The following is a 26,706-nucleotide window of genomic DNA, read 5'->3' on the forward strand; positions in this document are numbered from 1 at the left end:
CGCAATCCAAGTGACGATCGACGCAACGGACACCCGCACCGAAAAAAGATTTCTTAGATAGATCAAAGCCCTGTATTCCACGCAGTCCAGAGTGCGAGAATTTGAACGATCGCCAAAACCGACAGAGAGTGGGAAAACGAGCCGAGCACGGCGTGAAAAACCGCTTTGATTTTCCAGCGCCCTGACCTGCGACATTTTGTCATGTCTTCGCGCGGGCTGCGCGCTCCGTACGCTGGTATGGGGAAGAGCAGTCCTGAAACCCGAACCACGGAAGGCTCGCAGATGTTGAACTGGACTGATTTGACACAAGACTGGAGCGCGTCCTACGCACGTGCCAAGCGCCGTTTTCCGAACCTGCGCGATCAGGATATGGCGCGCGTGAGGACGGACAGGAAACGCTTTGAGGCCTATCTGGCCGAGCGGCACCACCTGACGGTGAACGAGGCCCATGAAGAGGTCGAGGATTTCCTTTACACCGAAGGCCTGAACCGCGAGCTTGCCCGGCGTTAGGCCAGCGACGTGACCCACAGGATGGTCGCGTCCTCATCGCTTACCGAGATCACGTTGTGCCCCATGCTGCCGTCGTAATAGGCGCTGTCGCCCCGACGCATCTCAACCGGTTCATAAAACTCGGTGTACAGGCGGATCACGCCGGTCAACACATACAGGAATTCTTCGCCATCGTGACGCACCCAGCCGTCGAACTCGTCCATTGACCGGGCGCGCACGCGGGCCCGATAGGGCAGCATCTGCTTCTTGGTCAGCGTTTCGGCCAGCAACTCGTGCTCGTAGGTCGTTGTGGCGTGCGCGGTGCCTTCACCCATCTTGGTCACTGCCATGCGACCGATAACCTGATCCCGCTCGGGCGGGGTGAACAACTGCGGCACAGAGATTTCGAGACCGATCGCCAGCTTCTTTAGCGCGTCATAGGTCGGCGACATTTGGCCATTCTCGATCTTGCTGAGCGTGGACCGAGCCAACCCGGCCTGGTTCGCCGCCTGCTCGAGGGTCCATTTCCGTGCCTTGCGCAGTTCACGCACGCGGGCACCTAGATCCACCGGTTCCAGTTCGGTGCGGGAACCGTTGTCGCGGGCGATGCGTACGATGGATTTGTGGTCTTTGCTCGTCATGCGTCATTCTATAGGGCCAGCGCCGCGCGCTTGCAACGCGTGACAAAGGGCAATAGCCAAGGCGCATGTTGTCGATCTTCGATCAGGGGCCGCCGCCGCCCTGCCCCGCGCCGTTCAACCTGGCCGCCCACGTACTGCGCCGCGCCGATGCCACTCCGGACAAGGTGGCGCTGTCCGTGCTGCGCGCCGACGGCTCGGACGACTGGAGCTATGCGCAACTGAAATCCGCGGTTCTGGGCACCGGAACCGGGCTGCTGCGCGCGGGGCTCGTGCCCGGCGACATCGTTCTGATGCGTCTGGGCAATACGGTCGATTTTCCCATCGCCTATCTGGGCGCGATCGCGGTCGGGCTGGTCCCGGTGCCGACCTCCTCGCAACTGACCGAGCCGGAAACGGAGCGGATGATCCGGGAACTGTCTCCAGCCGCCATTCTGCGCGATCCGTCCGTGAACTGCGCCACGCATCCCAACCAGATCGGCCTGACCGACCTTGCCGCCATGCGCAACCTGCCGCCCGCGTCGTTCGACATGGGCGATCCGGAACGCATGGCCTATGTCGTCTATACCTCGGGCACCTCGGGCAAACCACGCGCCGTGGCCCATGCGCATCGGGCGATCTGGGCGCGGCAGATGATGGTCGATGGCTGGTACGGCCTGCGTGAGGCCGACCGCCTGTGCCACGCGGGCGCGTTCAACTGGACCTACACGCTGGGCACCGGCCTGATGGACCCGTGGACCATCGGCGCCACCGCGCTGATCCCCGAACCCGGAACCGACCCGGCCGCCCTGCCCGGATTGCTGCGCCGCCACCGCGCCTCGATCTTTGCGGCCGCCCCCGGCGTGTACCGCAAGATGCTGAACGCGGCGGACACGCTGCCCCTGCCCGATCTGCGCCACGGCCTGAGCGCCGGCGAGAAACTGTCGCGCGCCCTGCACGAACGCTGGGTTCAGGCCACCGGGACCGAGCTGTACGAGGCCTACGGCATGTCGGAATGTTCGACCTTCATCTCATCCAGCCCATCCCACCCCGCGCGCGGCGATGCGCTGGGCCAGCCGCAACCGGGGCGCCGCGTGGAGATCCTTGGGCCTGACGGGCCGGTTCCGCAGGGGCAGGAAGGCACCATCGCCATTCACCGCTCAGACCCGGGGCTGATGCTGACCTACCTCAACGCCCCGGACGAGGCCCGCGCGCGCATGCAGGGCGACTGGTTCCTGACCGGCGATCAGGGGGCGATGGCCGTGGATGGGCAGATCACCTATCTGGGGCGCGACGACGACATGATGAATGCCGGCGGCTATCGCGTGTCCCCGGTTGAGGTCGAATCCGTTTTGTCGCGCTTTCCCGGAATCTCTCAGGTCGGCGCGGCGGCGGTCGAGGTCAAACCGGACACTTTCGTGATCGCCGCCTTCTATTCCGGGCCGGAAAAACTGGACGAAACCGCCCTGCGCGCTTATGTCGAGGCCAACCTGGCGCGCTACAAGCAGCCCCGCGCCTTCATCCATCTTCCCGAACTGCCCACCGGGGGCAACGGAAAACTCCTGCGCCGCGCATTGCCGGCCTATTTCAAGGCACCCGAAGAATGACCCAGACCGTCAAGCTTGATATCCTGTCCGACCCGATCTGCCCGTGGTGCTATATCGGCAAGACCAACCTGGACAAGGCGCTGGCCTCGGTCCCGGACCATCCTTTCGTGATCGAGTGGCATCCGTTTCAGCTGAACCCCGACATGCCCGAAGGCGGCATGGACCGGCGCGAATATCTGGAACGCAAGTTCGGTGGCAAGGAAGGTGCGGTCAAAGCCTATGCGCCGGTGGTGGAGCATGCCGAAAAGGCCGGCCTGAACATCGATTTCGAGGCCATGAAACGCACTCCGAACACGCTGGACGCCCATCGCCTGATCCATTGGGCAGGGATCGAGGGCAAGCAGAACCAGGTGGTGGATGCGCTGTTCACTGCGTATTTCGTGCAGGGCCGCGACATCGGCGACCACGAGGTTTTGGCCGACATCGCCGACAGCGTGGGCATGGACGCCGCAGTTGTTCTGAAGCTGCTGAAATCCGACGCCGACCGGGACGACATTCGTCAGCGGGATACGCACTCGCGTGAGAAGGGCGTAAACTCGGTCCCCACCTTCATCGTCGACAACCAGCACGCGGTCCCTGGGGCGCAACCACCGGAATTGTGGGCGCAAGTGATCGGCGAAATCATGTCTCAGCTTGAGCCTTCCTCTGCAGAATAGCACAGAGTTCTGTGCGCGATTGCACCTAGCCCACCTTGCCCTGTCGTGTTAGCGCGTTTGGGCAAGGAGTCCCCGCATGGCTGACCGTATTTCCAAGGCCGAATTCATCGCGCTGATCGCGATGATGTTTGCCACGATCGCATTTTCGATTGATTCAATGCTGCCTGCCCTGCCCGAGATCGGCGCGCAGCTCAGCCCTGATGACGTGAACCGGGCGCAGTTGATCCTGACCAGCTTTGTTCTGGGAATGGGGATCGGAACGTTCTTCACCGGCCCGATCTCGGATGCCGTAGGGCGCAGGCCAGTGATCTTTGCCGGAGCAGCAGTCTATATTCTGGCATCGGCCGTGGCCTGGGCCAGTTCATCGCTGGAGTTGGTTCTGGCTGCCCGGGTGGTTCAGGGACTGGGGGCCGCCGGGCCCCGCGTGGTCGCGATGGCGATCATCCGCGATCTGTTCTCGGGCCGGGAAATGGCGCGGATCGTGTCCATCGCGATGATGATCTTCACCCTGGTGCCCGCCATCGCGCCCATGGCCGGAGCCGCCGTGATCGCCTTTGCCGGTTGGCGCGGCGTGTTCATGTCGTTCATCCTGTTCGCGCTGGTCATCATTGTCTGGATGGGGTTCCGACTGCCGGAGTCCCTCGCGCCAGAAAATCGCCGCCCGTTCCGCCTGCCGCTGATGGTCGGTGCCGTGAAAGAGATGTTCGCCCACCCCACCGTGCGCCTGTCGATCTTTGTTCAGACCCTGTGCATGGGCATGCTGTTCACCATGCTGACCATGGTGCAGCCGGTCTATGACGTGATCCACGACCGCGCCGACAGCTTCCCTTTCTGGTTCGGGTTCGTAGCGCTGATGTCCGGCTCGGCCAGCTTGCTGAACGCGGCCGTCGTGGTGCGCGTGGGGATGCGCCGGATGGTGACCTGGGCGCTGGCCGGACAGATCCTGATCACCTCTCTGGTGATTGCCCTCAACATGTCGAACCTGTCGTCGCAGGCCTCGTTTGCGCTGTTCGTGTTCTGGCAGACCACGGTCTTTTTCATGGCCGGGGTCACCATGGGCAACCTGAATGCCATCGCGATGGAGCCGATGGGCCATATCGCGGGCATGGCGGCCTCGGTCATCGGGTCGATCTCGACCGTGCTGGCCGCCGCGATCGCCGCACCGGTGGGGCTGCTGTTCGACGGTACGCTGGGGCCGTTGACCATCGGCATCCTGACCATGTGCGTGCTGGCCTTCGGACTTATGGTCCACATGGGCCGGATCGAAGACCGCGTCCCCGCCTGACCTGTGCAGCGCACCCGAACTGCGCTAGGCTCACCCCAGTCAGGGAGGGTTCGGCATGAGCGACTATTACGATCTGGGCACGCATGGCTGCCCCGTCACCACGTCCTCGGATCAGGCGCAGCTTTGGTTCAACCGGGGCCTTGTCTGGACCTACGGCTACAACCACGAAGAGGCGGTCGTGTGCTTCCAGCGCGCGCTGGAGCATGACCCGGACTGCGCCATGGCCCATTGGGGCGTGGCCTATGCTGCCGGGCCCAACTACAACCTGCCCTGGGATCTGCTGGACGACCGCGGTAAGTCCAAGGCCCTGAACTGCGCCTATGACGCAACCCAGTGCGCACTGGCCCTGCTGGATCGCTGCACGCCCGTCGAACGCGAACTGATACGGGCCCTGCCTGCCCGCTATCCCCAGCGCGACCCGGCGCCCGACATGCACAGCTGGGACCACGACTTCGCCGACGCCATGCGCGCCGCCTTCGCGGCCCAGCCCGACCATCTGGACCTGCGCACCATCTATGTCGAGTCGCTGCTGAATCTGACCCCCTGGCAGATGTGGGACCTCAGGACAGGCCAGCCCGCCGAGGGCGCCGCCACGCCTGAGGCGCAGGAGGCGTTGGAATGGGCCATGGCCAACGATCCGGCGGCGATGTCGCATCCGGGCCTGCTGCACCTTTATGTGCACCTGATGGAGATGTCGCCCACGCCGGAAAAGGCGCTGAAGGCTGGTGACGTGCTGCGCACGTTGGTGCCGGATGCCGGGCATCTGGTGCACATGCCCACCCATATCGACGTGCTGTGCGGCCACTATCAGAACGTCGTCCACTGGAACGAACAGGCGGTAATCGCCGATCTGAAATATTACCAGCGCGAAGGCGCGTTCAACATCTATACCGGCTATCGCCAGCACAATTACCACTTCGTCATCTATGGCGCGTTGTTCCTGGGCCAGATGGAGCCCGCCCTGCGCGCCAACAAGGGCCTGTGGGACACCACGCCCGAGGAAATGCTGCGCATCGAAAGCCCGCCGATGGCGGATTACTTCGAAAGCTACATGGCCATGGGGCCGCATATCCTGATCCGCTTTGGCCGGTGGGAAGAAGCCAAGGCCCTGCCATTGCCCCCCGATCCCGACCTGTATCTGACGGTGACGGCCACCACGCATTACGCCCGCGCCATCGCCCATGCCGCCACAGGCGACGTGGTCGCGGCCGAGGCCGAAGAACGGCTGTTCCTCGCCGCCAAAGACCGCGTGCCGGAAACCCGCCTGCTGCACAACAACCGCGTGATCGACTTGCTGGAGATCGCGCGCGAGATGCTGCGGGGCGAGATCGAGTACCGCAAAGGCAATTTCGACTCGGCCTTCGCCCACCTGCGCCGCTCGGTCGAGTTGGACGACAATCTGCCCTATGACGAGCCCTGGGGCTGGATGCAGCCCACCCGTCACGCGCTGGGGGCGCTGCTGTTCGAACAGGGCCACGTGGCGGAGGCCGAAGCTGTCTATCGCGAGGATCTGGGTCTGGGCGGCACCCTCAGCCGCGCCTCGATCCATCCCGACAATGTCTGGAGCCTCAAGGGTTTGCACGATTGCCTCAAGGCGCGTGGCGCGGTAGAGGAATTGCAGCTGATCCGACAACGACTTGACTTGGCCCTGGCGAGGGCCGACCGCAGCGTCGGCGCCTCGTGCTTCTGCGCCCAGGCCGCGATGAGAGCCGCTGAATGAAACTGTTGAACGCTGCGCTGATCGCGCTGTGCTGCGGTCCCGCCTGGGCCGACCGTCAGACCTTTCCGCCTGTGGACGAGGCCAGCCAGGACCCGGCGCTTGAAGCCTTTCGTGCGGACCTGCGCGCCAAGGTCGCCGCCCGCGACCTCGAGGGCGTGATGGCCGCCACCTGCCCCGAGATCTACACCAGCCACAGCGACGAGGACGGCCCCGAGACGTTCCGCGCCAACCTGACGGTCGATCCCGAGACCCTGCCCGAATCCGACCGCCGCCACGCTGACATAATGCGCGCGGACTACTGGCGCGACCTCGAGACCACGCTGGCCCAGCCCGGCTATTTCGACGAGGATGGCGAATTCTGGATGCCGCACCAGTGGCGGCTTACCCTGCCAGCGAAGCTGGATCCGTTCACCGCCTATTTCGTGACCGGTCAGGATGTCACCCTGCGCCAGGCCCCCAACCGCGGCGCGCCCAATCTGGACCTGATCAGCCACGAGGTGGTGATCGTTCCCGACTATCTGGAAGAGGCCGAATATCAGGGCGTCATCCTGACCGACGGAACGCGCGGCTATATCTATTCCGATTTCCTGTGGTCGATGGTCGGCTATCGCGCGGCCTTCGTGAAATCGGACAGCGGCAACTGGCAGCTGTGTACATTCGTGGCCGGGGACTAGGCCGCGCCCTCAGGCGCTGGCCTTCTTCTTTTTCTCGGCGGCGACCTTCTCGGCCAGATCGCGGGCGATGGCAAAGGCGCCCTTGATCTTGTCGCTGTCCTTCTTCCAGTCGCGCCGCACCACGATCTTGTTGTCCTTGACCTTGGCCAGCCCGCGCTGGTTCTGGATGAACTCGACCAGACCTTGCGGCGAGGCAAACTTGTCATTGTGGAACTGGATCGTCGCCCCTTTCGGTCCGCCGTCCAGCTTGGCAATGCCGGCGCGTTTGCACATGGCCTTGATCCGCACGACCAAAAGCAGCGTGTTCACCTCTTTCGGCAGAGGGCCGAACCGGTCGATCAGTTCGGCGGCAAAGCCCTCGAGCTCGACCTTGGTCGACAATGACGACAGGCGGCGATAGAGGCCCAGCCGCACGTCCAGATCGGGCACATAGTCTTCGGGAATCAGCACCGGAACGCCCAGGTTGATCTGCGGCGCCCATTGGTCGTCGGCCTCGCTCAGCCCCTCCATCTCGCCGGCCTTGATCTTGGCGATCGCCTCTTCCAGCATCGACTGATACAGTTCATAACCCACGTCGCGCATCTGGCCCGACTGTTCCTCGCCCAGCAGGTTGCCCGCGCCGCGAATGTCCAGGTCCTGGCTGGCCAGCGTGAACCCCGCCCCCAGCGTATCGAGCGAACCCAGAACCCGCAGCCGCTTTTCGGCGGCCGGCGTCAGCCGCGCGCGCGGCTTGGTGGTCAGATAGGCATAGGCGCGGGTCTTGGACCGCCCCACCCGGCCCCGGATCTGATAAAGCTGCGCCAGCCCGAACATATCGGCCCGGTGCACGACCATCGTGTTGGCGGTGGGAATGTCCAGCCCGCTTTCGACGATCGTGGTGGCCAGCAGGATGTCATACTTGCCGTCGTAGAAGGCATTCATCCGGTCGTCCAACTCGCCCGCCGCCATCTGGCCGTGGGCCACCACATAGGTCAGTTCGGGCAGCTGTTCTTTCAGGAATTCCTCGATCTCGGGCAGGTCTGAGATGCGCGGCACCACATAGAAACTCTGCCCGCCGCGATAGTGCTCGCGCAGCAGCGCCTCGCGGATGGTGACGGCGTCGAACTCGCTGACATAGGTGCGGATCGCCAGGCGATCGACGGGCGGTGTGCCGATGATCGACAGGTCGCGCACGCCGGTCAGGCTCAGTTGCAGCGTGCGCGGGATCGGCGTAGCGGTCAGCGTCAGCACATGCACGTCCGAGCGCAACTGCTTCAGCCGTTCCTTGTGGGCCACGCCGAAATGTTGTTCTTCGTCGATGATCAACAGCCCGAGGTTCTGGAACCGGATGCCCTTGGCCAGCAGCGCATGGGTGCCGATCACGATATCGACCGTGCCCCTGGCCAGCCCCTCGCGGGTCTGCTGCGCCTCTTTGGCCGAGACGAAGCGCGACAATTGCCGGACTTCCAGCGGGAAGCCCCGGAACCGGTCCTTGAAGCTGGCGGCGTGCTGGCGCGCCAGCAATGTTGTGGGAGCAATCACCGCCACCTGCAGGCCGGACATGGTCGCAACAAAGGCCGCACGCATGGCAACCTCGGTCTTGCCAAAGCCTACATCGCCGCAGATCAGGCGATCCATCGGCGTGCCCGAGTGCAGGTCCTCCATCACGTCGGCGATGGCGCGCAACTGGTCCTCGGTCTCCTGATAGGGAAAGCGGGCGCTGAACTCCTCCCACGCGTGGGGCGGCGGGTCCATGATCGGGGCCTTGCGCAAGGCACGTTCGGCGGCAATGCGGATCAGCCGGTCGGCCATCTCGCGGATGCGTTCCTTGAGCTTGGCCTTCTTGGCCTGCCACGCGCCACCGCCCAGCTTGTCGAGCAAACCTTCCTCGTGCCCGTATTTCGACAGCAGCTCGATGTTTTCGACCGGCAGGTACAGCTTGGCGCCTTCGGCATATTCCAGCAGCAGGCATTCATGCGCGGCGCCGAGGGCGGTCACGACTTCCATGCCCATATAACGGCCGATGCCGTGATCGACATGCACCACCAGATCGCCGGGGCTGAGCGATTGGGTCTCGGTCAGGAAATTCTCGGCCTTGCGGCGTTTCTTGGGTTGGCGGATCAGCCGGTCGCCCAGCACATCCTGTTCCGAAATCACCGTCATGTCGGGCGTCTCGAAGCCGTGCTCCAGCGCCCAAACCGCAAGGTGTAAACCGCGCTTGCCGATGCGCGAGCCGTCGGGCACATGAATCGCCTCGGCCAAGCCCTCATCCTCGATCAATCCGGTCAGGCGTTCGCGCGCGCCCTCGGAATAGGACGCGACCAGAACCGGCCCCTTCTCCAGCTTGTTCTTGATGTGGCTGGCCAGCGCGCCGAACAGGCTGATGCTTTCCTGCTGCCGCTCGGGGGCAAAGTTGCGCCCGATCCGACCGCCCGCATCGATCACCCCCGGGCCACTGGCCTGCGGAAGGGGGCTGAACTGCAGCACCCGCCGCTGCGCCACCGCCTGGGTCCAGGCGTCATCATCCAGATACAGCAGGCCCGGCGGCGTGGGTTTATAGACCGAATCCATCCGCGAGCGGTTCTCGAGCGCCAGACGCCGGGTTTCGTATTGATCGGCGATGCTGTCCCACCGGGCCAGACGGGCGGGCGTGACCTGATCGTCCAGCGTGATCGTCGCGTCCGGCAGGTAGTCGAACAACGTTTCCAGCTTTTCGTGGAACAGGGGCAGCCAGTGCTCCATGCCCTGATGCTTGCGCCCGGCGCTGACCGCCTCGTACAGCGGATCATCCGTGCCGGCCGCACCGAATTCGATGCGATAGTTCTGACGGAACCGGGTGATGGCGGCCTCGTCCAGGATCACCTCGGAAACCGGGGCCAATTCGACCAGATCAAGCTTTTCGGTGGTGCGCTGAGTGGCCGGATCGAACCGGCGCGCGCCGTCCAGCACGTCTCCGAACAGGTCCAGCCGCACCGGCCCTGCCTCGCCCGGCGGGAAGATGTCGATGATCCCGCCGCGCACGGCATAGTCGCCGGGCTCCATCACCGTGGGGCTTTGGCTGAAACCCATACGCACCAGAAAATCGCGCAGCGCGGCCTCGTCGATGCGCTGGCCGACCCGAGCGGTGAACGCCGCCTGCCGCAGCACGTCGCGCGCCGGCACGCGCTGGGTGGCCGCGTTCAGCGTGGTCAGCAGAACGAACCGCTCGGGCATCTGGTGCACCAGTGCCGCCAGGGTCGCCACCCGCGCCGCCGCGATGTCGGGGTTGGGCGACACCCGGTCAAAAGGCAGACAATCCCAGCCGGGAAACAGGATCACCGGCATGTCGGGCGCAAAGAAACGCAGCGCGGCGCGCATCGCCTCGGCACGTTTGTCGTCGCGCGCCACATGCAGAACCGGCCCGCCCGAGCGGGCAACCTCGTTCAGCACCAGCTGCGCGTCAAACCCCTCGGGGGCGCCGCCGACTGTCACGTGGTTCGGAGCCTTCATTACGCTGCCTTTCTGAATCTGCTATCCTAGAACGCCTATCGAAAGGTTCTGATACATGCCCCACATTGAAGTGACCAGTATCGCAAACATGCCGATGACCTGCGTCGCCAGCCGGCATCGATGCAGCGCCTTGGACACAGCTTCAATCGTCAACTCCTGCCGCCGCAGGTTCCGGGCCACCCGCAGGCTGTTTGCGCCGACAAGAACCATCGGGAACAACAGCAGGAACACGGCCTGGGCGAACTCGACCTGATAGTAAAACCCAAGCGTCGCCAGCCCTGCGAACAGGAAACAGCACAGCGCCAAGATTACGACCCCCGAAACGTCGGCAATGTAGAGGATGCGATTGGTGTTGATCCGCACGATGTCCAGCAGGTCGGTCTCGGCCTGGCCTCCGACGCGGCGGGCGCGCACGACCAGATCATAGGGAACGCCCATCACCCAATGGCTGGCTGTCGACCACAGCACCGCAAGCGCGATCCAGTACCACAGATTCGAGAAACTGCGCATGTCGATGAGCTCGAAGATCGTGGAGTACCAGTCCAAACTTGCCTCATTGTTCAAAATTCTCAGGCGGTTCTATCGCAACGGCGCGGCCATTGGTACCCTTGAGACCTGCGCAAATTCATGCCACCCAATGCGCGACTGTTCAAGGAGAACGCGCCATGAAACCGACAATCGCTCCCTACCCCCACGGCCGCTTTCGTCGCGCCCGCCAGTCCGAGGCGATCCGGGGCTTGGTGCGCGAGAACACCCTGACCGTGGATGACCTGATCTGGCCGGTTTTCGTGCGCGACGGCGAGGGCATCGAAGAGCCCGTGCCCTCGATGCCCGGCGTGGTGCGCCGCTCGGTCGATCTGATCGCCAGGGCCGCAGCCGAGGCGCAGGCTATGGGCATCCCGGCGATCTGCCTGTTTCCCTACACCGATCCCAGCCTCAAGACGCAGGATTGTGCCGAGGCGTGGAACCCCGACAACCTGTCGAACCGCGCCATCCGCGCGATCAAGCAGGCCGCGCCCGAGATCGCGGTGATGACCGACGTGGCGCTGGACCCCTACAACATCAACGGCCACGACGGATACGTGGTGGACGGCAAGATCGTGAATGACGAAACGGTCGAGGCGCTGGTCAAGATGACGCTGGCCCAGGCCGAGGCCGGAGCCAACATCATCGGCCCGTCCGACATGATGGACGGCCGGATCGGCGCGATGCGCCAGGCACTCGAGGCCGCCGGCCATCACGACGTCATGATCCTCAGCTATGCCGCGAAGTATGCCAGCGCCTTCTACGGACCTTTCCGCGATGCGGTGGGCGCCTCGGGCGCGTTGACCGGCGACAAGAAGACCTATCAGATGGACCCGGCCAACTCGAACGAGGCGCTGCGCGTGATCGAACGCGACCTGACCGAGGGCGCCGACATGGTTATGATCAAGCCCGGCATGCCCTATCTGGACATCTGCAGGCGGGTCAAAGACACGTTCGGCGCACCCACCTATGCCTATCAGGTGTCGGGTGAATACGCGATGATCCAGGCCGCAGCGCAGAACGGGTGGATCGACGGCGAAAAGGTGATGCTGGAAAGCCTGCTGGCCTTCAAACGCGCAGGCTGTGACGGCATCCTGACCTATTTCGCACCGCAGGTCGCCCGGCTTCTGCACGGCTAATCCCGCGGGACTCCGCGATTTTTCGCCGATCGGCCGGCCTTGGCCTGCCGGTTTTCCCGTGACACCCGACGCCGTTCGGCGTATTCTTGCACACAAGACCGGGACCACCCGGCTTTTCAGGCACATCGACAGAGAAAAAGAAACATGAGCAGTTCCAACACACCACGACTGAGCCGTCGCGGCTTTGCCTTTGGCATGGCCGGACTGACCCTGACCGCCGCTTGCGGCAACGGCGTCGGAAACTCGAACGCGGCAACGATCGATGCCCGCGTCGATGCCACGCTGACCGAGATGTATACCCGCTACCCGAACACCCAGGAAATCGCCAACAAGGCCAACGGGATGCTGGTCATGCCGCTGATCACCGAGGCGGGCTTCGTCTTTGGCGGTGGCTACGGAAAAGGCGCCTTGCGCATCAATGGCGCGACGGTCGACTACTACTCGGCTGTCAAAGGCACCGCCGGGCTGCAGATTGGCGCCCAGCAATACGCCCATGTCCTGTTCTTCATGACCGAGGACGCCCTGAACGATTTCCGCCGCTCAAGCGGATGGACCGCCGGCGCGGACATTGGATATGTCGTCAGCGACCAAGCGGACCAGTTGTCGACCGACCTGACCACCCTGCGCAAACCCGTGCTGGCGGCGGTCTTCGGTCAGGCTGGGTTGCAATTGGGCGCAACGGTCGAGGGCATCAAATACACGCGCATTATTCCCTGACCCCCTGACCCCCCTCAAGAAAACTCCGTCACTGGCCAATGCCGTGGCGGAGTTTTTCGTTTCAGACGCAGATTCCGCGGCGCGGCCTCTTTCGGTCGCCAGAGCCATGAATTAACCTTCGCCTGATCTGCAAATTCAAATGGTGCGCTGCTGATGGGTGTCGTCTTTCGCTGGTTGATGCGTATCGCCTCGGGTCTGGTCCTGCTGACCCTCGCGGCGATCGGTCTGGTGTATTTCCTGGCCAACCAGTCGCTGCCTGACTACGACCAAACGCTGCGGGTCAAAGGCTTGAATGCCCCAGTCGAGATCGTGCGCGACACCGCCAACGTGCCTCACATTCTGGGGCAGACCGACCCCGACGTGTTCTTCGGTCTGGGCTATGCGCATGCCCAGGACCGGTTGTGGCAGATGACGGTCATGCGCCGGACCGTGCAGGGGCGCCTGTCCGAGGTTTTTGGCCAACGGACCGTGCATATCGACAAGCTCATGCGTCGGCTGGATCTTTACGGGCTGGCGCATCAGTCCTTCGAGGTTCAGGACGATTACACCAAGGCCGCTCTTCGCGCCTATGCCGCGGGTGTCAATGCGCGGCTGGACGAAATCAACGAAAACGCCTTGGGCCGCGGCGCGCCCGAAATGTTTTTGTTCAACGCACCGGTTGCTCCTTGGCAACCGGGTGACAGCATAGCCATGATCAAGCTGATGGCGGTTCAGCTGTCCGGGCATTTGCAGGACGAAGTGCTGCGGGCGCGCACCTCGTTGATGCTGAACGATCCGCAGCGGCTGTCAGATATACTGCCCGACGTGCCTGGCGCGGGCATTGCAGCGCTGCCCGAATATGCGGCGTTGTTTCCCGACCTGCCCCGCTATGCCGCCAACTCGGAACCCGCGGCCTCATGGCTGAACCCGGTCTCGCAGCGCGGGTTGGCGGGTGCCTCGAATGCATGGTCTGCGGCTCCTTCGCGTTCGGCCACCGGTGGAACTCTGTTGGCCAACGATCCGCATCTGGGCCTGACTGCGCCGGGGATCTGGTATCTGGCGCGTCTTGAACTGGCCAAGGGCGGCGTGATCGGCGCCACCATCCCCGGCATTCCGGCGGTTATGTCCGGCCGCAGTGACCGGTTGGGATGGGGCCTGACCTCGTCCTATCTGGACGATCAGGACGTGCATATCGAACGAGTGAATCCCGACAACCCCGAGGAATACCTGACGCCCGACGGTTTCAAACCCTTCAAGTCGCGCCCCTCAATCATCGAGATCAAGGACGCCCCCCCGATCACCCTAACCCTGCGCTGGACCGAGAACGGCCCCGTCCTGCCCGGCACCCATTACAACCTGGAAACCATCACACCGCCGGGGCATGTCGCCTCGCTGTCCTGGACGGCGCTCAGCCCGCGCGACACCTCGATCAGCGCGTCGATGGCGCTGATGAGCGCGGATACCGTGCGTGAAGCGATCGAAGCTGCCGAGCGGTTCATCGCGCCGTCGCAAAACCTGTCGGTGGTCGACAAGACGACCGTCGGCATGAAACTCATCGGCGCCATGCCCAGCCGCGACCTCAACAACCAGAGCCGGGGGCGCATCCCGACCCCGGGCTGGATCGCGGCAAACCGCTGGCAGGGGCGTCTGCCCTATTCCGACAACCCCGAATTCGTGGCCCCCGCCGGCGGCGTTCTGGGCAACACCAACAACAAGATCATCGACCGGCCCTTCCCCCTGCATGTGTCCTATGAATGGGGCGATACGCAGCGCGTCCATCGCTGGGAATTCCTGATGCAATCCCGCGAGGTGCACACCCGCGACAGCTTCATCGAGGCGCAGCTGGACACGGTCAGCTTCACCGCGCGGTCGCTGCTGCCGCTGATCGGGGCCGACCTGTGGTTTACAGGCGAGGCCGCGCCCGAAGGCACCCCCGAACGCCAGCGCCAGATCGCCCTGACCCTGCTGGCCGAATGGAACGGCGAGATGAACGAGCACCTGCCCGAGCCGCTGATCTACGCGGCCTGGGTCCGCGCGCTGCAAAAACGCCTGATCGCCGATGACCTCGGGCCGCTGGCCAAAGAATTCAAACATGTCGAGCCACTGTTCATCGAACGCGTATTCCGCGACATCGACGGGGCCTCGGCCTGGTGCGACGTCCGGCAGAGCGCACCGGTGGAAAGCTGCACCGACATGGCCCGGCTGGCCCTGGACGATGCACTGGTCTGGATTTCCGAGCGTTATGGCAGCCAACTGGAATCCCTGCGCTGGGGCGATGCCCACCAAGCCACCCATGACCACCCGGTGCTGGGCGAGGTTCCGGTGCTGCGCTATTTCGTCAACATCCGCCAATCGACCAGCGGCGGCGACAACACCCTGCAGCGCGGACGCACCTCGGGCGAAGGGCCGGACCCGTTCCAGAACGTGCACGGCGCGGGCTATCGCGGGGTCTATGACTTTGCCGACCCCGACAGTTCGGTCTTCATCACGGCCACCGGGCAATCGGGCCACTTCCTGTCGCGCTATTATGACGATCAGGCGCAACTGTGGCGCCGGGGTGAGTACATTCCCATGTCGCTGGACCTGGATCTGGCCCGCGCCGCCGCCGTCGGGACCACCCATCTGATGCCGCAATAGGCAGGTTTTCGGCGGACCCCCGCCCCTTTTTTGCCGCCCCGTGGACGCGGCCCCGTGGCTTGGCCTACCATTCCGATGCGCCCGGACTGCAGCGCGAGGGGGAAAATCATGGCCAGTTTGCGCGATACCCTGAACAATCTAGCCCGCGACTATGCCATCGCCTGGAGCTCGGGTGACGCCGATGCCGTGGCCGAATTCTTTACGTCGGACGGGCAGATCACGATCAATCGCGGCGACCCCATTGTCGGGCGGGCAGCCATCGCCGACATGGCGCGCGGGTTTCATACCGACTTTCCCGATCTTGAGGTGCGCTGCGACATGCTGCGATGGGCCGGTCCCCACGCCATTTTCGTGTGGACCCTTGAAGGGCACCACGCCCGGACCGGCAATGCGGTGATCACGCGCGGCTGGGAAGAATGGGAGCTGGATGCAGAGTACAAAATCCGGTCGTCGTTGGGCTGGTTCGATGCCGACGACCATCACCGCCAGATCGAAGGGGCCTGACCGTCAGAGGCCCGCGAACTGATTGGCCTGCTTGTCGGTCCACAGAACGGTGATTTCGAACCCGTCCTCGGTCTGTTTTTCGCCGCGCACCACGTCCTGCCGGAATAGCCAGGCGCGTTTGTTGCCGTCGGCAAACCCCAGTTTCAGAATCTCCTCCCGGCGCACGCCCCGCAGGGTCGTGGCGATCTCGGTCAGCGGCAGATCGATGCCCTCACCGGTCACGGCCGAGATCGGGAACACCGCCGGATCGCGCTCGGCCCGGGCCTGCACGGCCTGCCGGTCTTCGTCGGACAGCAGGTCGATCTTGTTCCAGACTTCAAGCTGAGGGCGGGTATCGTCCACACCCAGCGAGGCCATGATCGTGCGCACATCCTCGGCCTGCTCTTCGGTCTCGGCATGACTGATGTCGCGCACATGCACGATCAGGTCGGCGGCCAGAACCTCTTCAAGCGTGGCGCGGAAGGCCGCGACCAGTTCGGTCGGCAGGTTCGAGATGAACCCCACCGTGTCCGACAGGATCACTTCGGGTCCGTCGGGCAGTTCGATCCGGCGCATGGTCGGATCCAGCGTGGCAAACAGCATGTCCTTGGCCATGACTTCAGCCCCGGTCAGGCGATTGAACAGCGTAGATTTGCCCGCGTTGGTATAGCCGACCAGCGCCACGATCGGATAGGGCACCTTGGCCCGCGCGGCCCGGTGGAGCGTCCGTGTCTTCACGACCTTCTGCAGCTGACGACGCAGCCGCACCAGTTGATCGTCGATCGCACGCCGGTCGGCCTCGATCTGGGTTTCCCCCGGTCCGCCGACAAAGCCCAGCCCACCGCGCTGACGTTCCAGGTGGGTCCAGGCTCGCACTAGCCGCGTCCGCTGATAGCTCAGCGCGGCCATCTCGACCTGCAGCACACCCTCGCGCGTGCGGGCGCGGTCCGAGAAGATTTCCAGAATCAACCCCGTCCGGTCGAGGATCTTGACCTTCCACGCTTTCTCCAGGTTGCGCTGCTGAACCGGGGTGACCGGCCCGTCGATCAGAACCAGCTCGATCTCGTTTTCCGCAAAACGCGCGCCCAGTTCCTCGATCTTGCCGCTGCCGAACAGCAGGCCGGGCTGCGCCCGCGGCAGGCGCACGATCTCGGACCCGATCACATCCAGATCGGGCAAGGCGGCAGCCAGAGCCACCGCCTCTTCCAGCGCCGGAACGGGGTCGCGGCGCTGGTCATCTGACTTGATATCGGGATGCAGCACCCAAGCCCGGGTGCGCCTCCGGTCATGTTCCATCAAGAGGCGTCTTCGCCCTCATACAGGTTGATCGGCTGCGACGGCATGATGGTCGAGATCGCGTGCTTGTAGACAAGCTGCGACTGTCCGTCGCGGCGCAACAATACGCAGAAATTGTCGAACCAGGTGATGACACCCTGCAATTTCACGCCGTTGATCAGGAAAATTGTAACGGGAACCTTTGCTTTCCGTACATTGTTCAGGAAGGCATCCTGAAGATTCTGTCTGTCCGAAGCCATATTTTGTTATCTCGCCGTTGTTCTTGCTTACGCGCTGCGGACCAACGCGCTCCCTCCGCGCGAGTATGGAGTGACGCGCAGAGATATTCCAGATGAAAAATCAGGCAGTAACGTGAAGGCCCGAATTGCCGGTTCAATCCCGCCACAGGGCCGGAGTGATCAACGCGATGATCGCCAGAGTCTCCAGCCGGCCGATCACCATCCCGGCGCACATGGTCAGCTTGGCTCCGGCCGACAGATCGATCAGACGGATCGGCAGATCGGTGGCCAGTTCGATCAACGGACCGGTCGTGCTCAGCACCGCGACGCTCAGCACCATGGCGCGTTCAAACCCAACCCCCTCGGCAGCCAGAACGACATCAAGTAACGCGAGCGTCAGCGCGAACATCATCAGAAAGACCCACGCGATGAACGCGCCCTGGCTTTGGATGCGGCGGTTGCCACCGCCCGCCCCGCTGACCGATGACGGGTGGATCAGCCTGTCCAGTTCACGCGCGCCATTCAGGTAAAGCGCATAAACCCGCAACAGCTTGACCCCGCCGGCGGTGGTGGCGACTCCGCCCCCGATAAGCGCAAGCCCCATCAGCACAAGCCCCGGTGTTCCCAGACCGGACAACTGTTGCGCGTCGTTCCAATAAGCGCTTTCGAACCCGGCCGTCGTCAGGAACGACATCACCGTGAACAACATGCCCCAGATGACGTTCAGCGTTTGCAGGCCCGTCACCTGCCCGCCGATCTCGGCAACCCCGGCCAGCACTCGGAAGACCAACAATGCCGCCACGCCGACGACGATCATCAGGCCGATCCGAAATTCCGGATCGTGGTCCAGCCGGGAATAGCCGGTTGTTGCGGTGTCCTTTGAGAAGGTCAGGCGGGACAAGGCAAAGAACAGGAACAGAAACAGGATGGCCTCGCCGGTGATCCCGGCGGTGGACCCTTCCAACCCGCCCACTGGCGATATGCCGGACGTCGCCATCACCGACATTGCGTGGCAGATGGCCGTCAGGCCCTTTTCTCCGGCGATCAACAGCAAGACCCAGATTACCGCTGTGAGGCTGGCGTAAACCGGGGTCAATGTCGCCGTCACACGGAGCAGTCGCCCCCGCGGGTCGACCTTTTCGCTCTGGGCTACGCCAGAAACCGGGCGGCCCGGCTGTCCGCGCGCGGTAATCTCGAACCCGCCCAACGACAGAGGCGCCAGGATCGCAGCCGCCGAAATCCACATCAGCAGCCCACCCATCCAGCCGACGAGTGCCCGCCACAGGTGAACCGGCGCCGACAGGCGCTCGGGATCGGGAAACAGGTCCGCTCCGGTGGTGGTGATGGCGCTGACCATGTCAAAATAGGCGTTCAGAAAGGTCGTGTTCCCCAACGCGTCATGGACCGGAACGGCCAGAAACAGCGGCAATACCGTCAGCGAGCCCAGCAGGACCGCCAACTGCCCCAAGGTTCCGCGCCGCGGCTGCCGGCTGGCCGTCGCCAGGCCAACGATCGTGACCAGGAACAGCCCCACCAAACCCGAATAGAAGAACGACCGCGACGTGGGGTGGTCATCCAAGGCAAGGGCGTAGATTGCCGGGATCCACATGGCCAGGGACACAACCGCCGTGATCAACAGAAACAGCGGCAGCCGCCGAATAACGCTGATTTTGGGTGCGCGGGCGACAGCCATCAGAAAAAGTCGATCGAAACCTGCATCAGGCGTTCGACCTCGGGTACATCATTGGCCATTGCGAAAATCGCAACCACGTCCTTTTCATCAATCCGCAGACTGCCAGTGGGCCGCAGGACCTCGTCGCCCTTGCGCACCGCGCCGACCAGGACGCCTTCGGGAAAGTCGATGTCCCGCAGTTTCTGCCCGGCCATTGGCGAGGTCGACAGCACTTCAGCCTCGATCACTTCGGCCTCGGCATCGCCGATCGAATAGACCTGTCGCACCCGACCATGCCGGATATGGCGCAGGATCGAACTGACGGTCGTGGCCCGCGGGTTGATATAGGCGTCAATCCCCAACGGCCCCATCAGGGCCACCATGCTGGGGTCGTTGATCAGCGCAATCGCCAGCGGGCAACCTTCGGCCTTGGCCCGGACCGCAGCCAGCATGTTGGTCCGGTCGTCATCGGTGACGGCCAGCATAGCGTCCGCGCGCTCGATCCCCGCTTCGCTCAACAGCGCGGAATCCAGACCATCGCCGTTCAGAACAATCGTACGCTCCAGTGACTCGGCGGCCAGTTCCGCACAGCGCCGGTCACGTTCGATAACCTTTGCACGGATGCGGCCCTCGCGTTCTTCCAGCGTCCGGGCGACTTCGAGGCCGACGTTGCCGCCACCCACAATGACCACGCGATCCTGCTTTTTCTGTGATTTACCAAAGACTTCCATCGTACGATCAACGTCTTGGACACTGGTAAAGACATAGCATTCGTCACCGACGAACAATTGGTCCTCGGATTCCGGCGCGAACAGCGTTCCGTCCCGGCGAATACCCACCACGATGGCACTGAGCGTTGAAAACAGGTCTGTCAGTTGGCGCAAGGGCGTGTTGACGATCGGGCAATCCTCGGCGATCCGAATGCCCAGAAGCTGCGCCTTGCCATCCATGAACAGTTCTGTGTCAAAAGCCGCAGGCGCCGACAGGCGGCGCATGGCTGCGGCGGCCACTTCACGTTCGGGGCTGATCACCACGTCGATCGGAAGATGGTCGCGGCGGTACAGGTCGCGATGGATCGCTTCGAGGTAGGATTTCGACCGCAACCGCGCGATCTTGCGCTGGATCGAGAACACCGAGTGCGCCATCTGGCAGGTGACCATGTTCACCTCGTCCGAATGGGTCGCGGCGATGATCATGTCGGCGTCACGGGCTCCGGCCCGCTCGAGGACGTCGGGATAGCTGGCAAAGCCGGCGATGCCCTGAACGTCCAGCGTCTCGGTCGCCCGTCGTACCAGGTCAGGGTTGTTGTCCACAACGGTGACGTCATTCAACTCGCCCGAAAGGTGCCGAGCAATCTGCCAGCCCACCTGGCCGGCGCCACAAATGATGACCTTCATGCCTTTGGCCTTTCTGCCTGAGCGTTTTGAATGACAGATGCCCACAGAGCGGTCAATCGAATTGTCATGACGGCCTGTGTGATGCAAGATAAGCGAATGAAAACAGTACTTCGATTGCTTGTTCCCCTTGCCCTGCTGGCCGGATGCGGGCCGTTGTCTATGTATTATCGTGAAGGCGAAAGCGTCTCGCGGATGCAGGCCGAAACGACCGAATGCCAAGTGCAGGCGCTGAAGGATGCACCGGTTGCAAACCAGGTGCGCCAAAGCCCGCCCACCTATTGGCCGGGCCGCACGTATTGCGACGGGCGCGGGCGATGCTACCGCACCGGAGGATGGTGGGAGCCGGGCCGCGTTTACACCGTAGATGTAAATCAGGGGCTGCGAAACACGGTCGAGGCGCAGTGCATGGCCAAGAAGGGATACCGCCCCATCAGCCTGCCGCCCTGCAAACAATCGGTCAAATCGGGCGTTCCGCCGACCCGAACAACCGTCCTGCCGCCATTGGGCGCGGCGTCCTGCTTCGTCAAATTCGACGACGGGTCGTTCCAGATCATCACGCCGGGGTTGCCGGGCTGACCGACTGACCTCAGCCCAAATCGTCGGGTGACGATCGCCGGCGGAGTGATAGGAACAGATGTGCTGCGATGGCGGCTGCATAGAATACAAGTACAGCCACGAACATCGAGCCTTCTCCAGCGCGCCAAAGGATTGCTAGCAGAACAGGTGTGCCCAGCAGGTTGCCCGCATTTCCCATCTGCGCCATCGCCCCATAGCTCAGCGCCTGATCCCGGGCAGAGCCATTCAGTTGAGGAACCGCCGCGAAACTACCGCCCTGCACCAGGCCCAACACCGCAAACAGCGCAATGCCGACAACGGGCAGAGGCGCTCCGAAAAACAGCAGGGCAAGGGCAGCCATCCCGGCCGCAAAACCAAGATTTACAACCGTGACCGCGGTCAGGAACGTCAAGAGCACGGGTACCGCGATCCACGACAGCACGATACCTGCCAGCGGCATCAGACTGGCTACAAGAACCGACTGATCTTCGGGCATACGGCCGGGCAGGATCGCCAGCAACGACACGAAGGTCAGAGTGTAGAAGAACCATCCGATCGCCGGTGCTGCCATGCGGGGCGAGCGGTAGGTTTCAAGATGCGTCTTCAGGATGGACCCCAGCCCCCACCCCTGCCGTTCCGTCGCGATGGGCGGAATCTTTGGCGGAAACAGGGCGACCAGTCCTGCAATCAGCGCCATCAGGCAACCGTGGCCCATGAAGTAGTCCGCCAATCCAAAACGCCGGATCATCGGCAGACCGAACCAAGCGTTCAGCGCAAAGGCAACTCCAAAGAAAGAACTCCACAACACCATGGCGGCATTGCGCGCAGATCCGCGTGTGATCTGTGCGATCAGCGTCGGAGCGGCAACCACGATCGCCAGATGCGAAACGCCTTCGATGATCCGGCTGGCCAGCATCACTTGAAAACCGGGCATGGTGGACTGGAACACCGATACAACGCCGCCCAGCAGCAAACCGAACACCAGCAGGCGGACCGGTCCGAACTGCGCGGTAATGGCGCCTGACATGGCTCCCAGCACGGCGCCCATCAAACTGATGATCGACAACAACCAGCCGATCGAATCCCCATAGCCTGGGTACAATGCACCGACCGCGTCGAAGGCAACGGCGATCTTGGCGAACTGCGTGGCCGCGCCCAGTCCGGCCACCCATAACAGGATCACCTGCAGGAATATGCGAAAAGATTGATTCACACCCGCGTTCTACCCTCGGCCTCCGGCGAGGTGAACGCATATATTATGCGGCGCGTACGCGCGTGCCGCTGACAAGGCGCACTGGAGTTCCATCGGCCAGATACAGCCGCTCCCATACGATTTGGCCTGCGCTGATGGTGATCTGGTCGTGCACGGCCTGAGAAGTAATGAATGCTTTGGGATTTGGCACCTGCAGGTCCCACCAACCCTCGTCCGTCAGCTCCATTTCGGCCTGGCGGATCTCGTCGGTCGCAAACTGCCACAGCGATACCCCCAACAACGAGTGCTGGCTGGTTGACCAATCCCGTGCGCGGCTGGGTGAATAGGCCAGACAAACATGGCTCGCTTCGTCCACCAGATGCAGACAGGCTTGCGAACTGCCGACAAGCCGCTTCAGTGCTGCATCGTCGGCGCGGTGATCCGAAAGCGCCGTGAAAACCGCGGCCTGTTGTTCGGGGCTTGGGCTCTGGACCCCGTTTTCCCAGCGCGACACCGTGGCCTGATCGACCCGCATCACATGTGCAAGCGCCGACTGCTTCATTCCGGTGGCCCGCCGAAGCCGTTTGAGACGACGACCAAAGGCGGGAAATCCCTGCTGGATCATCGATAGCGTCATGGCCGGGCGCCTCCCGTTGACCTGCCTCGGCCCCTATTCCGCCGGTTCAGGCTCGTCTAGTTGCGCCACCCGCGCGCCCGACTTGTTCGACGTGACTACACCCAGCGATTTCAGCTTGCGGTGCAAGGCGCTGCGTTCCATTCCAACGAAACTGGCCGTGCGGCTGATATTGCCGCCAAAGCGATTGATCTGGGTCAGCAGATACTCACGCTCGAACGCCTCTCGTGCCTCGCGCAGTGGCAGCGTTGCCAAAGCGCCCGACAGCACGACCCGGCCGGAATCGTCGGCCTTTTCCTCTTCATTCGGTAATTCCCGCGCTTCGATCGGTCCGGTGCCATCACCAAGGATCAAAACCCGCTCGACCAAGTTCTTCAACTGGCGCACGTTGCCAGGCCAACTCATGGTCTGCAGCAGAGCCACGGCCTCTTCAGACAACTCGCGCACGGGGAGGCCCTGGGTTTCGTTGCACATCTCGATGAAATGCTTGGCGAGGACAGGAATATCCTCGCGCCGTTCTTCCAAAGACGGCACCGCGATCGGGACGACGTTGAGGCGGTGATACAGCTCTTCGCGGAACCGGTCCGCGGCAATCTCGGTTTCAAGGTCGCGGTTGGTGGAAGAGATCACGCGCAGATCGACCCGAACGTTGTCCGAGCCACCCACCCTCTGAAACTGCTGATCGACGAGAACGCGCAAGATCTTGGACTGCGTGCCCAACGGCATGTCGGCGACCTCGTCGAAATAGACCACACCGCCATGGGCCTGTTCGAGCAGACCGGATTCAACGCCGCGTTCGGCGGATTCACGGCCGAACAGAACTTCTTCCATGCGCTCGGGTTCGACGCCGGCGCAGTTGACCGTGACAAAGGGCGCGTTCGCCCGGTTCGAATGCGCATGGATGTAGCGCGCGGCGATTTCCTTGCCCGATCCGGCGGGACCACGCAGCATGACCCGACCGTTGGATTTGGTCACCTTGTCCAACTGGCTCAGCATCGCGCGGAACGCAGCCGACTTGCCGATCATGTCGGAATTGCTGACTTCCTTGCGCTTGAGCGAGGCATTCTCGCGACGAAGGCGCGACGTTTCCATCGCGCGGCGGATCACCACCATCAACTGGTCGATATTGAAGGGCTTTTCGATAAAATCATATGCCCCCTGCTTGATCGCCGCGACGGCGATTTCGATATTCCCGTGCCCCGATATGATCACCACCGGAACATCCGGATTGTCGCGTTTGACCGCCTTCAGAATGTCGATCCCATCCATGCGGCTGTCCTTGAGCCAGATGTCCAGGATCAACAACCCGGGTGGTTCTGCGTTGATCGCGGCCATGCACTCGTCCGAGTTGCCGGCCAGCCGGGTGGAATATCCTTCGTCCTCCAGAATGTCGGACACCAGTTCGCGAATATCGCGCTCGTCATCTACGATCAGAATGTCGCTCATCTTTGGCCTGCTTTCAGTGTCTTGGATTTAATTGCCTGCTTTTGCGGCGCTGCGACCGGGGCCGTGTTGGCCTTCGGCAACCGGATCACGGCCATTGCGCCAAAATGGTCCTGTCCGTCGAACACGGGCGCGTCCTCAAGGGTCAGCGTACCGCCGTGTTCTTCAATAATTTTCTTGACGATGGGCAGGCCCAGGCCAGTCCCTTCGTCGCGCGTCGTCACATAGGGCTCGAACAGCCGCGCCCGGTCTTCGGGCAGCCCGATGCCGTTGTCCGCGATGGTAATCAGTGTTCCGTCGTCATCCGTGGACAGGCGCACCTTTATCTGCGGGCTGAGGTTGTCGGGCGGACCCTTCTTTTTCAGGGTTTCGATGGCTTCGCCGGCGTTCTTGATCAGATTTGTGAGCGCCTGGTTCAGCATCGTCGCGTCCACATCGGCCAATACTGGCTGGTCCGGGATCTCCGCGTCGATCTGAACGTCTGGCTGACCGGCCTGCTGCAGCAGAACCGCCTCGCGCACCAGGCCCGCGATATCTTCCTCGTGCCGGTCGGGCTCGGGCATTCGGGCAAACTTCGAGAATTCGTCGACGATCCGGCGCAGATCGCTGGTCTGGCGAACGATCACGTCGGTCATGGATTCAAGGCTGGCGCTGTCCTCTTCATCCAGTTTCCGCGCGAACTTCCGCCGGATGCGTTCGGCGCTCAGCTGAATGGGGGTCAGCGGGTTCTTGATCTCATGCGCGATGCGGCGGGCCACATCACCCCAGGCCGCCATACGCTGGGCGCTGACCAGATCGGTCACGTCGTCAAAGGCGACCACGTAACCTTCCAGCCTGCCGTCCTCGCCGCGCCGGGTTGCCATCCGGACCAGCAGGTTTTCCAGCTGTCCCTTGCGGGTGACCTTGATTTCGTCCTGAATTGCTTCCTGGTTGCCTTCTTTCAGCGCTTCGAACAAAGGCAGGAACTCGGGCACGGCGATGCCGATTGCCAATTGTTGCTCATGGCCCTTCCAGTCCAGCAAGCGCTCGGCCGATCGGTTGACGAATGTCACCTGACCATCCGGATCCACCCCGACAACGCCAGAAGTCACCGAGCTGAGCACCGAGTCGAACAGTCGGCGGCGGCTTTCGATCTGGCGGGTGTTTTCAAGCAGCGTACCCCGCTGCGCCTTCAATTGCCGGGTCATCTGGTTGAAATAGCGCCCCAGCATGGCGATTTCGTCGTCGCTGGCCTCCTCGATGACCTGCACGTCCAGATCACCGGCCCCGACCCGCTGCGCGGCGGTGGTCAGACGACCAACCGGGCGCGAGAGCCGCTCGGCGAACCACATACCCAGCGAAACGGCCGCCAAGATGAGGATTACCGCAAACCCCAGATACAGCAGCCCGAACTCGAACAGCACCCTGCCCCGTTCGTTTTCCAACTGTTGATAGAACTGCGCGGTTTCCTTGGTGTCATCCAAAAGGGTCAACAACTGGCCATCTACGGCGCGACTGACATACAGGTATCGGTCCAGATAGGCGCGCAGCGGCACCAGAGCGCGAAATTCGTTGTTGGGCCAGTCCGCGATGATCAACAGACCCTCTTCTCGGGCCTGCTCCAACTGCTCGGGTGTCGGCGGTTCGTAGTTGAACAGATAAGACCTGTCTCCGCGGGCCCGGATTTCACCACTGCCGTCAATCACGTAGGCTTCGCGCAGTCCGCGCTGAATCTGTGCCTGCCCCTGGGCCAGCACCTCGCGCAGCTCGGCATCCGAGATGTAGAAGTCCAGCTTGCGTGCATTGTCAAGAAACCGCGCAAGAACCGTGGCATCCTGCGTCAGACCCTGTTCGTGCTCTTGTTCATAGGCCTCGGCGGCCGTCAGCGAAGATCCGACCACCTGCCTGACCCGGTCCGAGAACCATCCCTCAAGCCCGATATTCACGGTCAGACCGGCAAAAATCGCAACCGTCACCGTGGGCACCAGCGCCAACAGCGTGAACGCACCTATCAGCCTCAGGTGTAGGCGAGAGCCCGCCGATTTGGCCCGGCGCGCCGCAATAAGATTGCCCAACTGCCCCAGAACCAGGGCCGCCACGACCAGAATGTAGACAAGGTCTGCCAGCAGAATCAGCCGAAGCGTGGGGGCATTCGCACCCAGGTCAAACGGCCCGATTACAAGGTAGGTCGCAAGGGTCAGGACCGGCCCCAACACAACCAGCCCCAAGGTGCCGAAATTGCGCAGTTTCCGGGACTTACGCCACCGATTCAGGGATAATGCCGGCCGTTTCTGTGCCCGGGATACCACCGTCTGCCCTCATCC

Annotated in this window: 22 protein-coding genes; 11 read left to right on the forward strand and 11 right to left on the reverse strand. The window is 63.0% G+C overall.

Going from position 1 to position 26,706, the window contains the following annotated elements:
• Window positions 1-237 precede the first annotated feature (237 nt).
• The gene (locus ACR0EF_RS06600; RefSeq protein ID WP_480771321.1) at window positions 238-510 is read left to right on the forward strand and encodes a hypothetical protein; all 273 of its coding nucleotides are present in this window, start codon (window positions 238-240) and stop codon (window positions 508-510) included.
• Here the strand turns inward: ACR0EF_RS06600 and ACR0EF_RS06605 are convergent.
• The gene (locus ACR0EF_RS06605; RefSeq protein WP_093962221.1) at window positions 507-1,130 is read right to left on the reverse strand and encodes a helix-turn-helix domain-containing protein; all 624 of its coding nucleotides are present in this window, start codon (window positions 1,128-1,130) and stop codon (window positions 507-509) included. The two genes, ACR0EF_RS06600 and ACR0EF_RS06605, sit on opposite strands and share 4 nt — an antisense overlap.
• 65 nt (window positions 1,131-1,195) lie before the next feature.
• On the opposite strand from ACR0EF_RS06605, the gene ACR0EF_RS06610 reads away from it, so the two are divergent.
• From ACR0EF_RS06610 to ACR0EF_RS06630, 5 genes are all read left to right on the forward strand, one after another.
• On the forward strand, window positions 1,196-2,713 hold the full coding sequence (locus tag ACR0EF_RS06610; protein ID WP_170338907.1) for a class I adenylate-forming enzyme family protein: 1,518 nt from the start codon (window positions 1,196-1,198) through the stop codon (window positions 2,711-2,713).
• Window positions 2,710-3,369: a DsbA family oxidoreductase gene (locus ACR0EF_RS06615; protein WP_170370557.1), complete on the forward strand. Its 660-nt coding sequence runs from the start codon at window positions 2,710-2,712 to the stop codon at window positions 3,367-3,369. Before ACR0EF_RS06610 ends, ACR0EF_RS06615 begins: the two co-directional genes overlap by 4 nt.
• Before the next feature lie 76 nt (window positions 3,370-3,445).
• A complete protein-coding gene (locus ACR0EF_RS06620) occupies window positions 3,446-4,654 on the forward strand; it encodes a multidrug effflux MFS transporter (RefSeq protein ID WP_170366080.1) in 1,209 nt (402 codons plus the stop codon).
• Between the two features lie 55 nt (window positions 4,655-4,709).
• Window positions 4,710-6,374 (forward strand): tetratricopeptide repeat protein, encoded by a 1,665-nt coding sequence (locus ACR0EF_RS06625; RefSeq protein ID WP_170372470.1) that lies wholly within the window; start codon window positions 4,710-4,712, stop codon window positions 6,372-6,374.
• Window positions 6,371-7,048, forward strand: a complete 678-nt coding sequence (locus tag ACR0EF_RS06630; protein ID WP_170372468.1) for an SH3 domain-containing protein — start codon at window positions 6,371-6,373, stop codon at window positions 7,046-7,048. The genes ACR0EF_RS06625 and ACR0EF_RS06630 overlap by 4 nt, the downstream gene beginning before the upstream one ends.
• A gap of 9 nt (window positions 7,049-7,057) precedes the next feature.
• On the opposite strand, the gene mfd is transcribed toward ACR0EF_RS06630, so the two are convergent.
• Both mfd and ACR0EF_RS06640 read right to left on the reverse strand, forming a co-directional pair.
• A complete protein-coding gene (gene mfd / locus ACR0EF_RS06635) occupies window positions 7,058-10,516 on the reverse strand; it encodes a transcription-repair coupling factor (RefSeq protein ID WP_170372466.1) in 3,459 nt (1,152 codons plus the stop codon).
• Window positions 10,517-10,537: 21 nt separating this feature from the next.
• Window positions 10,538-11,062 (reverse strand): component of SufBCD complex, encoded by a 525-nt coding sequence (locus ACR0EF_RS06640; RefSeq protein WP_170338382.1) that lies wholly within the window; start codon window positions 11,060-11,062, stop codon window positions 10,538-10,540.
• 119 nt (window positions 11,063-11,181) lie between these two features.
• On the opposite strand from ACR0EF_RS06640, the gene hemB reads away from it, so the two are divergent.
• The 4 genes from hemB (at window position 11,182) to ACR0EF_RS06660 (ending at window position 16,017) form a co-directional block, all read left to right on the forward strand.
• Entirely contained in the window at window positions 11,182-12,180 is a 999-nt protein-coding gene (gene hemB / locus ACR0EF_RS06645; RefSeq protein ID WP_170372464.1) for a porphobilinogen synthase, read from the forward strand.
• Window positions 12,181-12,324: 144 nt separating this feature from the next.
• Window positions 12,325-12,897 carry a lipid-binding SYLF domain-containing protein gene (locus tag ACR0EF_RS06650; RefSeq protein ID WP_093962230.1) on the forward strand — a complete coding sequence of 191 codons (573 nt, stop codon included), beginning with the start codon at window positions 12,325-12,327 and terminating at the stop codon, window positions 12,895-12,897.
• A 153-nt stretch (window positions 12,898-13,050) separates the two neighbouring features.
• Window positions 13,051-15,513, forward strand: a complete 2,463-nt coding sequence (locus ACR0EF_RS06655; RefSeq protein WP_170370562.1) for a penicillin acylase family protein — start codon at window positions 13,051-13,053, stop codon at window positions 15,511-15,513.
• Window positions 15,514-15,621: 108 nt separating this feature from the next.
• The gene (locus ACR0EF_RS06660) at window positions 15,622-16,017 is read left to right on the forward strand and encodes a nuclear transport factor 2 family protein (RefSeq protein ID WP_170370563.1); all 396 of its coding nucleotides are present in this window, start codon (window positions 15,622-15,624) and stop codon (window positions 16,015-16,017) included.
• A gap of 3 nt (window positions 16,018-16,020) precedes the next feature.
• Here the strand turns inward: ACR0EF_RS06660 and hflX are convergent, their stop codons facing one another.
• The 4 genes from hflX to trkA form a co-directional block, all read right to left on the reverse strand.
• Window positions 16,021-17,292: a GTPase HflX gene (hflX, locus tag ACR0EF_RS06665; protein ID WP_170372462.1), complete on the reverse strand. Its 1,272-nt coding sequence runs from the start codon at window positions 17,290-17,292 to the stop codon at window positions 16,021-16,023.
• Complete coding sequence (hfq, locus tag ACR0EF_RS06670) at window positions 17,292-17,531, reverse strand: RNA chaperone Hfq (protein ID WP_005982826.1); 240 nt, start codon at window positions 17,529-17,531, stop codon at window positions 17,292-17,294. Before hfq ends, hflX begins: the two co-directional genes overlap by 1 nt.
• A 133-nt stretch (window positions 17,532-17,664) precedes the next feature.
• Window positions 17,665-19,203 carry a TrkH family potassium uptake protein gene (locus ACR0EF_RS06675; protein WP_170359012.1) on the reverse strand — a complete coding sequence of 513 codons (1,539 nt, stop codon included), beginning with the start codon at window positions 19,201-19,203 and terminating at the stop codon, window positions 17,665-17,667.
• A complete protein-coding gene (gene trkA / locus ACR0EF_RS06680) occupies window positions 19,203-20,579 on the reverse strand; it encodes a Trk system potassium transporter TrkA (RefSeq protein ID WP_093962234.1) in 1,377 nt (458 codons plus the stop codon). The genes ACR0EF_RS06675 and trkA overlap by 1 nt, the downstream gene beginning before the upstream one ends.
• A gap of 96 nt (window positions 20,580-20,675) precedes the next feature.
• Between trkA and ACR0EF_RS06685 the strand changes: the two genes are divergently transcribed.
• Window positions 20,676-21,155: a hypothetical protein gene (locus tag ACR0EF_RS06685; protein ID WP_170372460.1), complete on the forward strand. Its 480-nt coding sequence runs from the start codon at window positions 20,676-20,678 to the stop codon at window positions 21,153-21,155.
• Between the two features lie 10 nt (window positions 21,156-21,165).
• Here the strand turns inward: ACR0EF_RS06685 and ACR0EF_RS06690 are convergent, their stop codons facing one another.
• Genes ACR0EF_RS06690 through ACR0EF_RS06705 form a run of 4 tightly spaced genes read right to left on the reverse strand, consistent with a single transcriptional unit; the run spans window position 21,166 to window position 26,691 of the window.
• Window positions 21,166-22,347, reverse strand: coding sequence for an MFS transporter (locus ACR0EF_RS06690; protein WP_170370565.1), 1,182 nt, complete (start codon window positions 22,345-22,347; stop codon window positions 21,166-21,168).
• Window positions 22,348-22,390: 43 nt separating this feature from the next.
• Entirely contained in the window at window positions 22,391-22,963 is a 573-nt protein-coding gene (locus ACR0EF_RS06695) for a helix-turn-helix domain-containing protein (protein WP_254433953.1), read from the reverse strand.
• Between the two features lie 33 nt (window positions 22,964-22,996).
• Window positions 22,997-24,406: a nitrogen assimilation response regulator NtrX gene (ntrX, locus tag ACR0EF_RS06700; RefSeq protein ID WP_170338876.1), complete on the reverse strand. Its 1,410-nt coding sequence runs from the start codon at window positions 24,404-24,406 to the stop codon at window positions 22,997-22,999.
• Window positions 24,403-26,691 (reverse strand): sensor histidine kinase NtrY-like, encoded by a 2,289-nt coding sequence (locus ACR0EF_RS06705; protein WP_170372458.1) that lies wholly within the window; start codon window positions 26,689-26,691, stop codon window positions 24,403-24,405. The genes ntrX and ACR0EF_RS06705 overlap by 4 nt, the downstream gene beginning before the upstream one ends.
• Window positions 26,692-26,706 lie beyond the last annotated feature (15 nt).

The organism is Ruegeria sp. CG8, assembly GCF_056537165.1.